The organism is Streptomyces sp. NBC_00354, from assembly GCF_036106915.1.
Classification (GTDB): domain Bacteria; phylum Actinomycetota; class Actinomycetes; order Streptomycetales; family Streptomycetaceae; genus Streptomyces.
Genome location: NZ_CP107984.1, coordinates 227,257 through 241,214, shown reverse-complemented (window position 1 = coordinate 241,214; position 13,958 = coordinate 227,257). Strand labels below are relative to the sequence as shown.

The following is a 13,958-nucleotide window of genomic DNA, read 5'->3' as shown; positions in this document are numbered from 1 at the left end:
GCACCCCACCATGACCAACCTGGCCATCGCGGCGAACGGGCTGCGCAAGTCCTACGGCGACAAGAGCGTGCTCGACGGCATCGACCTGAGCGTTCCGGAGGGGACGATCTTCTCCCTGCTCGGGCCGAACGGCGCCGGGAAGACCACTGCCGTCAAGATCCTCTCCACCCTCATCACCCCCGATGCCGGTGAGATCCGTGTCGCCGGTCATGACCTGGCCGCTGCTCCGCAGGCCGTGCGGGCGTCGATCGGTGTCACCGGGCAGTTCTCCGCCGTCGACGGGCTGATCACCGGCGAGGAGAACATGCTCCTCATGGCCGACCTGCACCACCTGTCCAAGAGCGAGGGACAGCGGGTCGCCGCCGAACTGCTGGAGCGCTTCGACCTGGTGGAGGCCGCCAAGAAGCCCGCCGCCAGCTACTCCGGCGGCATGAAGCGCCGCCTCGACATCGCCATGACCCTGGTCGGCAACCCGCGGATCATCTTCCTCGACGAACCGACCACCGGCCTCGACCCGCGCTCCCGCCACAACATGTGGCAGATCATCCGCGAACTCGTCACAGGTGGCGTCACCGTCTTCCTCACCACCCAGTACCTCGAGGAGGCCGACCAGCTCGCCGACCGCATCGCCGTCCTCAACAACGGCAAGATCGCAGCCGAAGGCACCGCCGAAGAGCTGAAGCGGCTCATCCCCGGCGGACACGTGAAGTTGCGGTTCTCCGACCCGGCCGCCTACCAGGCCGCCGCCGCCGTGCTGGGCGAGGTCGCCCGCGACGACGAGGCGCTGGCGCTGCAGATCCCCAGCGACGGCAGCCAGCGCGACCTGCGATCCATCCTCGACCGGCTGGACTCCGCCGGCGTCGAGGCGGACGAGCTGACCGTGCACACCCCCGACCTGGACGACGTCTTCTTCGCCCTGACCGGCACCAACATCCCCAGCCAGCCCAGCCAGTCCGAGGAGACCGTCCGATGAGCTCCCTCTCCCTCGCCGTGCGCGACTCGTCCACGATGCTGCGCCGCAACCTCCTGCACGCGCGCCGCTACCCGTCCTTGACGCTGAACCTGCTGATGACGCCGGTCATGCTGCTGCTGCTCTTCGTCTACATCTTCGGCGGCGCGATGAGCGGCGGCATCGGCGGCGGCGGCCGCGACGAGTACATCGCCTACATCGTCCCCGGCATCCTGCTGATGACCATCGGCAGCACCGTCGTCGGCGCCGCGGTATCCGTCTCCACCGACATGTCCGAAGGCATCATCGCCCGCTTCCGCACGATGGCGATTCACCGCGGATCCGTGCTCATCGGGCACGTCGTCGGCAGCGTCCTGCAGTCGATCGCCAGCGTGGTCCTCGTCGGCCTCGTCGGCGTTGCCATCGGCTTCCGCTCCACCGACGCCTCCGTCCTGGAGTGGCTGGCGGCCTTCGGCCTCATCGCCCTCTACGCCCTGGCGCTCACCTGGATCGCGGTCGGCATGGGCATGGCCAGCCCCAACGCCGAGGCGGCCAGCAACAGCGCCATGCCGCTGATCCTCCTGCCGCTCATCTCCAGCGCGTTCACCCCGATCGACTCGATGCCCGGCTGGTTCCAGCCCATCGCCGAGTACCAGCCCTTCACCCCGGCCATCGAGACCCTGCGCGGACTGCTGCTCGGCACCGAGATCGGCAACAACGGCTGGCTCGCCCTCGGCTGGTCCATCGCCCTCATCGCACTCGGCTACCGCTGGTCGACGGCACAGTTCAAGCGCGACCCCAAGTAGGCGACGTGAGCGCGCGGACTGCCTCCCGCAGCCGCTCCCGTCCACCCCCAGGGCGGCGTACCCGACACACCATGTCGGCGTACGCCGCCCACACTCGTGCGCGGAAGCGTTCGATCCCCAGCGCGAGATCACTGCACTCGATCAATGAGCTCCCTGCGGGCCGTGTCCGCCGGTGCGTGACTGTTCCCTGCCGCCGTTTTCGAGATGTTCGGGACGGTTCAGGGGGACGCCCTGACCGGCCGACGGCGCATCCGTCGTCCTCGGCTGCTGCGGCAGCAGTTGACAGCCCGCAGCGTCCGGCAGGATGGGTGCGTGCTGACGATCAGATCTGTGGTGCTGGGTGTCTCGGACGTGCCGCGTGCGGCCGCTTTCTGGACGGAGGCTCTGGGTTATCTGCCGCGCGGGGAGATCGAAGGGGACTGGGTGGTGTTGATGCCGGCAGCGGGGACCGGGGTCCAACTGGCGCTCGGGCTGAGTGAGACACCGGTCCAAGAGCATCCGCGGGTCCACCTGGACCTGTACGCGGACGACGCCGCCGAGCAGGCCGCCGAGGTGGATCGGCTGGTGTCCTTGGGTGCTCAGCGGGTGGAGTGGGACCGGTACCCGCAGGACCCTGACTTCGTCGTGCTCGCCGACCCCGACGGCAACCGGTTCTGCGTCATCGACGCCAGCCGCAGCTGACACGACCCCGGGAGAGGCCTGGCCCGCCGCGCGCACGGTGCTTCCGGCCCCGGCCAGCGCGGGTTCATCGGTCGATCGGGGTGGCGCCCGTCGCGGTGACGGACAGGTCCCAGAGCCGTGCGGCCGAGTCGGGGTTGACGGCGTACTCGCGGACGCCGCCGTCGTCCATCGGCGTGTTGGGGCCGGAGACGCGTGCGACGTCGCAGTCTTCGAGGTAGAGCCCGCCGCGGTCGTCGAGGAGTGGGGACGTGGCTGCCCACACACCGGTGGCGGCGCCCTGGGAGGGCGTCTTGAAGTCGGCGCCGATCACGTTGCCGTGTACGTCCACCCATCCGCGTTCGATCTGTTCCTGAAGCGTCATCTCCCGCTGGAGGCCGGTGATGATCTTGCCAGGGTGGAGAGCGAACGCCCGGACGCCGTCGCGCCGTCCGAGGGCGTCGAACTGAACGGCGAAGAGGGCGTTGGCGGTCTTCGACTGGCCGTAGGCCAGCCACTTGTCGTAGCCGGTGCGGAAGTGCGGGTCGTGCCGGCGGATGTCGGTCAGGGCGTGTCCGGCGGAGCTGTTGACGACGACGCGCGCACCGTCGGCGGCGGCCAGAAGCGGATAGAGCTCGCAGGCAAGGGCGAAGTGTCCGAAGTGGTTGGCGGCGAGCTGGCTCTCCCAGCCGGGACCGACGTGCCGCTCGGGGGTGGCCATGACTCCGGCGATGGCCATGAACAGGTCGAGCCTGGTGAGGGAGTCACTGATCCGCTCGGCGGCGGCGCGCACACTGTCGAGATCCGCCAGGTCCATGGGGACGACGTCGAAGCCTTCCAGCTCGGCGAGCGCTGCGCGGGCGATTTCGGGTCGGCGTGCCGGAACGATGACGTGGGCCCCGGCGGCCGTGAGGGCCCGGGTGGTTTCCAGGCCGAGTCCGGAGTAGCCCCCGGTCACGACGGCGCTCGTGCCGGAGAGGTCGAGACCGGCCATGACGTCCTCGGCGGTGCTGTTGGCGGTGAAGGGCGAGCCGATCGGATGCTGCTCAGTGCTGGTCATGCCGTCGACGCTACGATCTAGAGCGAGGTCCAGGGCAAGTCCCGGACCGGCCGGCACGGCGACCACCGCGACCTCGGCGGAGCCACTGGGCATCGGCGAGGTGGCCGAGCAGCACGTCCCGGACCGAGTGCCAGACGCCGCGGGCCAGGCAGGACTACGCGGACACCCCTAGGGCTTGCGGGCCGTGGCGGAGGCGAAGCCCAGCCAGGTGTGGCGGTTGCCCCACCAGCACCAGCCGACCTTCGGGGCGTTGCGCCGCTCGCGGCCGTCCCGGCCCGTGCCGTTGCTGATCCAGATCGCCGGGGTACGGGCGTCCAGGGCGCCGTTCGCCTTGCGCAGCCGGGAGCCGATGGTCATGAAGCAGCGGTTGCGTTCCAGGGCTGCCGGTTGCTGGAGCACCCAGTGGATGCCCTCGGTGAGGAGCAGCGGGGTGCGGTCCTGCTCCGTGAGGGCGGGCAGTGCCTCCTCCGGGCTCCAGTTGGCCATGTGGTCGCCCCGATCGAGGCCGGTGACGACGTAGAGCGGGGCGTCGGGTAGCGCGATGCCGTCGAGCGGGGCGAAGCGGTCGACGTCAGGCATGTCGGTGACGACGAAGCCCGGGGAGACCGTGTTGCCCGTGATGCCACTGGCCCCGTCGCACCCGTGCGACGGGGCCAGTGGCTTTCCGGGCACGGCCGCCGTGGCGACGGCACGGGTGGGGGTCCCAGGGACTGCGGGCCGCATGTGGGGGCGGATCGGGGCTCGGTCCCTCGTGGCGTTCAGTGTCTGGGGGCCCGATCCCTCCCCCGGTACTCCCTCCCACGCAGAGGGGCTGAAGGCCGGTTCGGACCCTTCGGTCCCTGTCCCTTCAGTCACTGCATAAACCTGCAGGTCAGGGGCTCGGGCTCGTGGGCACAGGGACCGAAGGGACTCAAATCTCTAGTTATGAGCCAGATATGAACATGGGTACCTCTACCTGCTCTTTCTTACGCTCGCGCATACACGCACACACGTAAAGCGTGGAAGTAGTGATTCTGAGTCCCTTCAGTCCCTGAGATGGTGGATCCACGGCTCTGACCTGCAGGTTTCTCGAGGGACTGAAGCGGGAGGGACTGAACGGGGGCAGGGACCGTTCAGTACCTGGGCATGCCGGTCCGGGGCGGGGCCGTCAGGATCGCTGTCAGCTTCCGGCTGGGGAGGGGCGGCTTACCCAGGGACCCTCGGGTGTTGGTGGAGGAAGGCTGGAGTGGCGCTTGCCGACAGGGGGTTCGCGCCGCGACACGCCCGGGCGTGCACCGGGGTGGATCGGGGAACTTTTGCGGACGAACTGGGGTAGAACTTCAGGGACTGAGGGACTGAAGGGACTGAACTCTCAATACAGCGGTTCTATCGGGCGGAGCCTGCGCGATGTCTGCGGTACGCTCCGCGATAGTGAATCTTCAGTCCCTCTGGTCCCTGATGTGCAGGTCGGACGAGCACCTCGGAGAGCAGCCCGGGACAGGAGGAACCGTCCCTGAACGCGCGTCAAGGAAGAGCCAGTGCCCGTCTATTCCCAGAACCTGCCCCAGGGCGTGAGTGGCGGGACGGCACTGGACGTGGCGACCTGGATGGCCCTGCGCGGGTATCCGGTCCATCCACTGGCCCCAGGGACCAAGACGCCAGCTCCGAACTGCCCCGGCTGCCGGGGCGGTCTGCATTCTCCGCAGGATTGCATGTGCCGTTCCCAGGGACGTTGGTGTCACGGATTCCATGCGGCCACCACCGACCTCCGTACGCTGCAGGCCTGGTGGGCGGCCGAGCCCGAGTTCGGGATCGGGGTCTCCTGCGGGCCTGCCGGGCTCGTCGTCATCGACGTCGATGCACATGCTGATTCCGTGCCCGCCAGGGAGCGGCTGCTGCCCGGTATCCCCATCGATGAGCGGGTCGACCTGACCGGACTCGGCAGCGGCTACGACACCTTGGCGCTGTTGGCCGCGTACCGGTCCCGGCCCGACCCCTGCGAAGACACCTCGACCCTGCGGGTACGTACGCCTTCCGGAGGGATGCACATCTGGTACCGGCTGCCCAAGGGCGGCCCGCGCCTGCGGTGTTCCAGCGGATCGAGCTCGAAGGTCGCGCTGGCCTGGCAGGTCGACGTACGTGCCGTCGGCGGATACATCGTGGCGCCTACGACGCGCACGGCCGCCGGCGTGTACGAGGCGCTGCCCGGTGCGCGGTTGCCCGCGGCCCTGCCGCTGTGGCTGACCGCCGAACTCGTGCGGACCGGCCACGGCGTGGACACGGCCGCTGTGGAGCCCGTGGCGGCCCCTGTGGGGCCTGTACGGGGTTCGCGTGGCACTGGGGCCCTGCAGGGCGGGCAGCGGGCTCTCGCGGGGCTCCTGGAGGAAGTACGGGCCTGCGGGTCCAGCCCGGCCGGAACGGCCTTCAGCGAGAAGCTCAACCGGGCGGCGTTCACCGCCGGAGGACTCGCCGCGGGGGGCCACCTCCCCGCCGGGGAATGCCGGCGGCTGCTCCTCGAGGCCGCGGACCACGCACGACCCCATCAGACGCGCCGCAACGTCCTCATCGTCGAAGCGGGGCTCCGCGCCGGAAGCGACCGACCGATCCATCCCAAGGAACGCCCATGAGCAGCGCCGGAAGCACGGGGTTCAACGCCCAGGCCGCGGCGGAACAGCTTGCCGCGTTCGCCACCGAGAGCACCGACACCGCTGCCGCCGCGCGCGGCAGACGGCTGCCCGCCCAGCAGAGCGCGGCCCCGGCGGCCGCGGGCGCCGGGGCCGACTTCGTCACGACGGGGCTGCTGCAGAACCTCAGCGACCGCGGCAACGCGAAGCTGTTCGCCCACCTCCACCACAACCGGTTCCGGCACGTGGAGGGACTGGGCTGGTACGTGTGGGACGAGTACCGGTGGAAGCGCACCGGCGGCGAGAAGGCAGCGATCTGGGCCGCCGGGGACATGGCGGAGGAACTGCCCACCCACGACCCCCGGGGTGCCTTCACCGACCGGGAGCTGTCGCAGCACCGCAAGCGCGCCATGTCCACCTCGGGCGTGAAGGCGATGCTCACGCAGGCCAAGGCCTCCCCCGAACTCGCCCTGGACCCGGACGTCCTGGACGGCGACAAGTACGCGCTGTGCACCCCCGCGGGCGTCGTGGACCTGCGCACCGGTGACCTGCACAAGCCGGACCCGACCCGGGACCTGCACTCCCGCGCCACCTACCTGGCCCCCGAGGCCATGCCCACGCCGCGGTTCCACGCCTTCCTGAACCAGACCTTCGGCGACGACGACAAGGGCAAGGAGATGATCAACTTTCTTCATCTCCTGCTCGGCTACTCCATCACCGGCGACGTCGGCGGCCAGGTGCTGCCCTTCCTCTACGGCGTCGGCGCCAACGGCAAGTCGGCGCTCCTCGACGTCGTCATCAAGATCCTCGGGGACTACGCGGACGTGGCCCCGCCCGGGTTCCTGATGGAGCGCGGCAAGTTCAACGAGCACTCGACCGAGTTGACGGAACTGCACGGGCGGCGCCTGTTCGTCTGCAGCGAGCTCAAACCCCACGACAAGTTCGACGAGGCGCGGGTCAAACTGCTGACGGGCGGCGACCGGCTCAAGGCCCGGCGGATGCGGCAGGACTTCTTCAGCTTCGAGCCGACCCACAAGCTGTGGCTCCTGGGCAACCACCGTCCGGAGGTCGGCACGGGCGGCCATGCGTTCTGGCGCCGGATCCGGCTGATCCCGTTCGAGAAGGTCGTCCCCGACCACCGCAAGATCGACAACCTGGCGGAGGCGCTCGTACAGGAGGAGGGTCCGGGCATCCTCCACTGGATGATCCAGGGTGCCAAGGCCTATCTCGCCACCAAACCGGCCCTGACCGGGCCCAGCGTGGTCCGTACCGCCACGCAGGCGTACGCCACCACCGAGGACCACATCGGGCGGTTCCTGGCCGAGTGCTGCACCACCGGGGTGGAGCTGCCCGATCCGCGTGATCTCAAGGTGGAGCAGGGAGCGCTGTACCGCGCGTACAGTGCGTGGTGTCTCGACGGCGAGGGCCTTCGTCCCGCCACGACCCGCGCGTTCGCCACACGTATTCGAGCCGAGGTCGGCGTCGCCTCGCCCAATGAGATGCTCCGCTCGAACGGGCAGAAGTTCTACCCCGGCCTGGCGCTTCTGGCCGACGAAGTGCAGACCCCGCGCGAGGCGAACAGGGCAAGCGCGCCGTGAAAGGCCCACGTGTGCCGCCGCCCGGGGGCGGGCACGCCTACGATGGACAAGGACGATGAACAGATCCACCAGCCGACGGCGGCCCGCAGCGGCCTGTCGGATACCGGCTTCGGCGCCGCTCGCGGCGTGGCGGAACAAGGGGCCTGGAAGGGCCTACGTGAACGAGGAAGGATCCAGGCCATGAGCTCGCTACTGACTTCAAGCGATCTCGCCCACGAGGACAAAGTGGTGTGGCTGGAGGACCCTGAAGAGCTCGATTACGTGCGCCAGGCCCTGGACAAGACCCCCCGCCGCCGGGGCAAGCCGCGCTACCACCGCGACGGGCGCATGATCGGCTTCACCGAGCTCGGTGACACCGCGGAAGCGGACCCCGACAGCGGCCTGCAGAAGCGGCGCGTCTTCTACCTGCTGCCGCACGACCGGGACGCCGAGCCCGAAGGTCTGTACCGGGAAGGCGCGCCGGGCGAGGCCGTGGATCCCCGGACGATCGAACCCCGGCAGGTCGGCCGGAAGACGGTGCGGTCGCAGCGAGGGCTGTCCACGCCGACGGTTGCCTGATGCCGGCTTTCGTCTGATGCCGGCAGTTTGCGGATTCAGTCCCTCCGGTCCCTCTGGTCCCTCCAGACCCTTCCGCCTTCCGGACGTGATGGCTGGAAAACGCTTCAGGTAATGGCGAAATTCAGTCCCTCTGGTCCCTTCGGTCCCTCCGGCCGGGGTTTCAGAAGGCGAAGTCGACGTAGTCGATGTCGGTGAACTCGACCAGGAGCCCCGTGGCGCGGGAGCCGTTGTCCTTGAAGTACATCTCCTGGAGGGCCTCGGCCGCGATCTGCTGGAGCCGCGCCTCGGCGGCGCCGGCTGCCTGGGCGCTGAAGAGGCGGGCCGCGTACTCCGGGGGCAGGTGCTGGGTGATCCGGCGCATACGGCCGTCGTCGGTGGTGCCGGGGGCGGCGGTGAAGCCGAAGCGGGCGCGGGTCTCGATGACCAGGCCGGTCGTCGAGGCGGCCCTGTCGCGGGCGCGCTTGCGGACCAGGGGCTGCCAGCGGCGGCGTACCTCGGACTCGAGGCGGTCGGCGAGAGCCGGCTTGGGCTGCTTGATCTGGTCCTTGACGTAACGCTCGACCGTGCGCTGGGAGATGCCGAGCAGGCGGGCCGTTTCCCGGGTGGATTTGAGCTGCTTGACGAGGAAGCGCATCTGGGCGCCCGCCGACTTGGGGACGGGGCGGGTGAAGTGCAGTTCGTCCGCGCGGGTCAGGCTGTCGTCGATCTGGGTCATGGGGGACTACTCTCCGTCGGCTGCCGCGTCGTGGCCCTTGATGTGGCGCGCGGGGTTGTGGTTCTCGTCGAGCATCTGAACGGCCCAGAGGAGGGGCTGGGTGCCCTCGTGCTTGACCATGCCAGGGCTGACGCCGAGGCGGAAGCCGCCGGGCAGGGGCTTGCCTTCGGGGGTGCGGGGGAGGAAGTCGAGAGGGCTGGGGCCGTCGGAGAGGTACACCGCGCAGTCGGAGAGGACGGCGATGGGGTACTGGCCGGCGGCCGTGGCGAGCTTGTTCATCTTCCGGTGCATGTTGACGCGGGCCGTGGAGATGACGGCGGCGCGGATGTCGGGGCGCCAGGTGGGGCGTTCGAGGGCGGGCCAGGGTTCGCCAGGGCGGTAGCCGGCGCCCTGGGGGCGTTCGCGGAGCTTGCCGATGCCGCCCTTGACGGTGGACTTGATGGCCGAGAGGACCGGCTTCAGGACCGGGTCGGAGTGCTGCTGCAGCTCTGCCATCGCCGCCAGGAACTCGGGTTCGGGGAGCGCCGAGGTGATGCCGAGGTCCGCCATCGTGGCCATGTAGGCGTCGCGGAGGCGGGTGTACCAGGCGTCGAGGTACGGGCCGTGGTCGAGGCGGAGCCAGGCCTCGGTGGGGTCGACGTCGTGGCCGAGTTCCTGGGCGTAGGCGAGGGTCGGCGTCGCGTACCAGGCCGGGCCGGTGGGGGGCCGGCCGTGCGGGGTGAAGGGGCTGGGGAGGCGGGGGTCGAGGGTGATGGAGGAGAGGTCCGCCAGCCAGCAGCCGGGCAGCTTCGGGTCGAAGCGGGGGCCGGTGCGGTGGGTGGCGGTGCCGAGGCCGACGGGGAGCCGGTTGGCCGCCGCGGCGAAGGCCATGTTCACGTCGATGCCGACGGCGTGGGTGCGGGTGCACTCGGCGTCGGTGAGGAGCTCCGGGTCGCGGATCCAGTCGTACGCCTCCTCGTCGAGGACCTCGGCCGGGGTGCGCTGGTGGGAGCGGGGGTAGAGGGCGGCGACCACCGGGTGCTCGTCGGGGGCCTCCGGGGGGGCCGGGTCGACGGGGCGGGTGAGCGAGCCGGCGACCGGGGCCGAGACCCAGGTGTTGGTCGCCTCGTCCCTCGCGGCACGGGTGGGCGGGCGCAAGGCCGTCATGAGTTCGAGACCGGTGACGGCGGTGGAGCCGCGGGGGGTGAGGACGCGGGCGGCGTAGGTGGTGAGGAGCTCCGCCAGTTCCGGGGCGGGGAGGTCGGGGGTGTCCTCGCCCCAGGCGCGGGGGTCGAGGGCGCCCCACGGGAGGATCGCGAGCTGGACGCACTGGCGGCCGGTGGAGGGGGTTGCGGGGCGGTAGATGCGGGGCCAGGGACCGAAGCCGCGGCGGGTCAGCTGCCACTTGGCCTTGGTGAGCTGCTTGATGACCGGGTGGTTGTCCGGGAGGCGCAGGCCTCGGCGGTCCTCGAGGGCGGGGGGGAGGCCGAGGAGCTCCAGGGCGGGGGCGGTGAGGACGAGGAGGGGGTCACCGTCCTTGCCGTTGCGGTGGAGGCGGGGGGAGCGGAGGCCGGCGTCGGGGCCGAGGGCCCAGGTGAGGAGGGCCGGGAGGCCGCCGGTGGTGGGGTGGTCGAGGACGAGGCCGGCGGTGGTGTGGGCCTGGCCGGTGCCGGTGAGGACGGCGAGGGGGCCGTTCCCTTCCAGGGGGGTGGGGTGGGGGCGGCGGCGGGGGCGCTGGGGTGTGGCCGGGGGGTGGGCGTTAACGGCGTTAACGCCGTTAACGGTCGGGGTCGGTTCCGCCGACGGGGCCGGGGTGGCGGGTGCTGCCGAGGGCTTGGCGTTAACGGCGTTAACGGTCGGCGCGGGGATTGGTGCGGGGGGCGCCGCCGGGGCCGCCTCCTGGGGCTCGGCGTTAACGCCGTTAACGGTCGGCGGTGTCGGCGTGGGGCCCTGCGGGGCTGTTCCCCTACCCGCCCCTTCCCGAAACTGGGGCTCCGCCCCAGACCCCGGGGGGGTGGGGGCCGCGGCGCCTGCGGCGCGCGGGGCGGCCATCGGGGCTGTCGGAGTGGCTTGGGGCTCGGCGTCGGCGGGGGCACCAACGGCGTTGACGGGTGCGGTCGGGGCAGCGGCGTTAACGCCGTTAATGCTCGGCCCCGGGGCGGCGGTGGCGTCGACGGTGAGCGGGGTGGCGTTAACGGCGTTAACGGCGGGCGCCGCGGCTTGGGCGTCGTTGACGGTGGGGGCCGGGGTGGGGGCGTCCTGGTGGGCCTCGGGGCGCGGGTCGGCGGGGGCTTCGGCGTTAACGCCGTTAACGCCGTTAACGCCGTTAACGCCGTTAACGGGGTGGAGGGTGGAGAGGCCCTCCAGGAGGCGGGCGTATGCGGCGCGTTTGGGAGGGCGGGGGGCCGTGCGGCCCGTTTCCCAGGAGGTGACCGTTTCGCGGCGGACGGAGAGGGCCTTGGCGATCTGGTCCTGGCTCAGGCCGGCGGCCTCGCGCAGGCGCTTGCGCTCGTCCGGGTGCGGGAGCGGATCCTGGGCGGCTGCTTCTTCGAGCAGGGCGTCGACCGCTGCGAAGAGGCTCTCTTGTTCGTTGGGCATCGGTACCTCCAAGGGCAGCCTATGTGAATCGCACGACCGAACGCACATGAAACGCACGTGGGGGCGTTAACGGCGTTAATGCCGTCAGCGCCCCCGTCGTGGGTGTTGCCTCGGATGCCCCGCTCAGAGTCGCAGCAACAGGAGCTCGGTGACGGCCTTGAGGTCGTCCGGGGTGAGGTGGGCCGTCAGCGCGTCCGCGATCGTTTCCGGGGTGTCCGTCGCGATCGTGATCCGGGGAGCGGAGGGCGACGGGGGAGCCGGCGGAGACGGGGGAGCGTTAACGCCGTTAACGCCGTTAACGGTCGGCGCCGGGTGGGCGCGTTGGCGGGGAGGGGCGACGGTGTTGAGGGTTTCGTCCGCCGCGGCCTCCTGGTGCTCCTGGGGGAGGCGGCCGATGCGGCGGGCCGGTTCGACCTTGAGCTCGCCCGTGTCGACCTTCTCCTGGAGGCTCGGAGTGAGGTTCAGGAGGGCCAGGCGTTGGGAGACCCAGGCCGCCGTCTTGCCCAGGCGCTTGGCGACCTGGGCCTGGGAGCCGTGGACGTCGACGAGTTCCTGGAGGGCGCGGGCCTGGTCCATGGGGGCGACGTCCACGCGGTGGACGTTGGCGATGAGGGCAGACTCGAGGATGTCCGCCGCGGAGGCGGACAGGGCGTCGTTCACGTGGATGTGCATGGTCTTCAGGCCGGCCAGCTGGGCCGCCGCGAGGCGCCGGTTGCCGTCGATGACCACGTACGGGGCGCGCCCCAGCCCGTCGGTCTGGCCCGGGTGGGCCTCCATGAAGGCCATGCGGGTGGCGACCGCGAGGGGCTGGAGCTGGCCGCGGGAGACGAGGGACTGGGCCAGCTCCTCGAGTTCGGTGAGGTCCTCGCGGAGGTTGAACGGGTTGTGGGCGAGGGCCTCGATGGGGACCTCGGACGGCGGGACCATCCCGGAGGTGGGGGCGCCCGTGGCCTCCGCGATCGCCGCGCGGCGCGAGCTGACGCCGACGGGCTGGGCCCGCGCGAAGGATGCCGAGACTCCGAGTTTGTCGGCCTTGCTCATGAGATCTCCCTAGCGAGGGCGCGCATGGCGATCGCCTGGTCGCCCTTGGGCGAGTAGACGAAGAGGGGCTGCTTCACGCGGACGGCTTCGCGCTGTTCCTTGAGGTCCGGTACGACGGCGACGACGCGCGGATCCTTTATGTCCATCCAGGCCTGGAGGGAGGAGGTCGCGATGTAGCCGCGGCGGCCGTCGTAGAGGTTGACGACGAGGCCGAGGTAGTCGATGTCGAGGCTCAGGTCGTCGCGCAGGTCGTTGATCTGGGAGGTGAGGAGGTCGTACGCGTCGGCCGACGAGTCCTCCGCCTGTACGACGATCAGCGCACCGGAGGCACCCGGCTGTTCGGCGTCGCGGCGGCGCCCGTAGTAGATGGCGGCGTCCATGCTGAGGCCGAGGCTGGGCGGGCAGTCGATGAGGATGACGTCGTAATCGGACTCGACGGGGGCCAGGGCGCGTTCGAGGGCGGCCTCGCGGGCCCGGACCGTGGAGAGGCGGACGTCGAGGAGGAAGGCGTCCGTGCAGGCGGGCAGGAGGTGGAGGCGGTTGCCGAAGCGCTGGTCCGGGACGGGGACGATCAGGTCGGCGAGGGGGCCCTTGGCCTCGCCGGCCATGTGGCAGGTGAGGCTGTCGCCGCCGATGGGCAGCGGTTGCTGGCCGAGCTGCTTGGTGAGGTGGCCCTGGGGGTCGAAGTCGATCAGCAGGACGCGCATGCCGAGGCCCGGGAGGTCTTCCAGGTCCAGGGGGGTCGTCTCGGGGTGGGGCTGCTCGCTCTGCCTGCCCTCGTCGGACGCCGCGGCGCGGGCCAGCTGGCGGGCGATGCGGACCGGGTGGAGGGTCTCCGGGTCCTCGGCGAGGGCCTCGGCGGTGCCGGCGGTGATGGCGGTCTTGCCGACGCCGCCCTTCTGGTTGCACACGACGATGCGGCGTACGACGGAGGGCCGCTTGACCGTGGGCGCCGGGTTCATCTCCAGCCAGAGGCGGACCGCTTGGGCCAGACCCTGGATGAGGGAGACACCGCGGTCCTTGGAGTCGGCGCGGAAGGACTCCCACTGGCCGGCGGGCAGCCAGGTGGAGAACGATTCGGCGCCCGAGGTGTCGACGGGGGAGGGGGCGGAAGCGAGAGCGCTCCAGTGGGCGATCCCCTGGTGGACGGCGTCCTGGATGTCCACCCGCAGCTGCGCGGTGCGGATTTTCAACTCCTGGCGGAGCCACGGGGGGAGCTTGGAGACGATCTTCTCTCGGTCGCTCTGAGACGAGGGCGAAGTCATGAGAGGGACTTTACTAACGTTCGCGGGCGGATGTGAGCGCCACGCTTGGGTTTTGCTAACGAAGTGGGTGAAGGTGCGGGTGCCGCGGCCGGATCCGGGTACGCGACAGGGCGGCCTCGCACACGCCGT

General features: G+C 70.7%; 12 protein-coding genes. 6 read left to right on the top strand and 6 right to left on the bottom strand.

What is annotated here, in order from left to right:
- The first annotated feature begins 10 nt into the window (after positions 1 to 10).
- From OHT74_RS41890 to OHT74_RS41880, 3 genes are all read left to right on the top strand, one after another.
- Positions 11 to 973: an ATP-binding cassette domain-containing protein gene (locus OHT74_RS41890; RefSeq protein WP_328623627.1), complete on the top strand. Its 963-nt coding sequence runs from the start codon at positions 11 to 13 to the stop codon at positions 971 to 973.
- Positions 970 to 1,755 carry an ABC transporter permease gene (locus tag OHT74_RS41885; RefSeq protein ID WP_328623626.1) on the top strand — a complete coding sequence of 262 codons (786 nt, stop codon included), beginning with the start codon at positions 970 to 972 and terminating at the stop codon, positions 1,753 to 1,755. Before OHT74_RS41890 ends, OHT74_RS41885 begins: the two co-directional genes overlap by 4 nt.
- Before the next feature lie 312 nt (positions 1,756 to 2,067).
- Positions 2,068 to 2,436: a VOC family protein gene (locus tag OHT74_RS41880; RefSeq protein WP_328623625.1), complete on the top strand. Its 369-nt coding sequence runs from the start codon at positions 2,068 to 2,070 to the stop codon at positions 2,434 to 2,436.
- Between the two features lie 64 nt (positions 2,437 to 2,500).
- Here the strand turns inward: OHT74_RS41880 and OHT74_RS41875 are convergent, their stop codons facing one another.
- Together OHT74_RS41875 and OHT74_RS41870 are read right to left on the bottom strand one after the other, a co-directional pair.
- A complete protein-coding gene (locus OHT74_RS41875; RefSeq protein WP_328623624.1) occupies positions 2,501 to 3,472 on the bottom strand; it encodes an SDR family NAD(P)-dependent oxidoreductase in 972 nt (323 codons plus the stop codon).
- A gap of 168 nt (positions 3,473 to 3,640) precedes the next feature.
- Positions 3,641 to 4,195 (bottom strand): DUF5701 family protein, encoded by a 555-nt coding sequence (locus tag OHT74_RS41870; protein ID WP_328623623.1) that lies wholly within the window; start codon positions 4,193 to 4,195, stop codon positions 3,641 to 3,643.
- An 851-nt stretch (positions 4,196 to 5,046) separates the two neighbouring features.
- On the opposite strand from OHT74_RS41870, the gene OHT74_RS41865 reads away from it, so the two are divergent.
- The 3 genes from OHT74_RS41865 to OHT74_RS41855 all read left to right on the top strand — a co-directional run bounded on the left by OHT74_RS41865 (position 5,047) and on the right by OHT74_RS41855 (position 8,231).
- Complete coding sequence (locus OHT74_RS41865; RefSeq protein WP_328623654.1) at positions 5,047 to 6,078, top strand: bifunctional DNA primase/polymerase; 1,032 nt, start codon at positions 5,047 to 5,049, stop codon at positions 6,076 to 6,078.
- Complete coding sequence (locus OHT74_RS41860) at positions 6,075 to 7,673, top strand: DNA primase family protein (protein WP_328623622.1); 1,599 nt, start codon at positions 6,075 to 6,077, stop codon at positions 7,671 to 7,673. Before OHT74_RS41865 ends, OHT74_RS41860 begins: the two co-directional genes overlap by 4 nt.
- Before the next feature lie 180 nt (positions 7,674 to 7,853).
- Complete coding sequence (locus OHT74_RS41855; RefSeq protein WP_030303970.1) at positions 7,854 to 8,231, top strand: DUF6009 family protein; 378 nt, start codon at positions 7,854 to 7,856, stop codon at positions 8,229 to 8,231.
- Positions 8,232 to 8,391: 160 nt separating this feature from the next.
- Here OHT74_RS41855 and tpg read toward each other — a convergent pair whose 3' ends face one another.
- The 4 genes from tpg to OHT74_RS41835 all read right to left on the bottom strand — a co-directional run bounded on the left by tpg (position 8,392) and on the right by OHT74_RS41835 (position 13,829).
- Positions 8,392 to 8,946, bottom strand: a complete 555-nt coding sequence (tpg, locus tag OHT74_RS41850) for a telomere-protecting terminal protein Tpg (RefSeq protein WP_328623621.1) — start codon at positions 8,944 to 8,946, stop codon at positions 8,392 to 8,394.
- 6 nt (positions 8,947 to 8,952) lie between these two features.
- Positions 8,953 to 11,523, bottom strand: coding sequence for a telomere-associated protein Tap (gene tap, locus OHT74_RS41845; RefSeq protein ID WP_328623620.1), 2,571 nt, complete (start codon positions 11,521 to 11,523; stop codon positions 8,953 to 8,955).
- Between the two features lie 123 nt (positions 11,524 to 11,646).
- The gene (locus OHT74_RS41840) at positions 11,647 to 12,564 is read right to left on the bottom strand and encodes a ParB/RepB/Spo0J family partition protein (protein ID WP_328623619.1); all 918 of its coding nucleotides are present in this window, start codon (positions 12,562 to 12,564) and stop codon (positions 11,647 to 11,649) included.
- On the bottom strand, positions 12,561 to 13,829 hold the full coding sequence (locus OHT74_RS41835; protein WP_328623618.1) for a ParA family protein: 1,269 nt from the start codon (positions 13,827 to 13,829) through the stop codon (positions 12,561 to 12,563). The genes OHT74_RS41840 and OHT74_RS41835 overlap by 4 nt, the downstream gene beginning before the upstream one ends.
- Positions 13,830 to 13,958 lie beyond the last annotated feature (129 nt).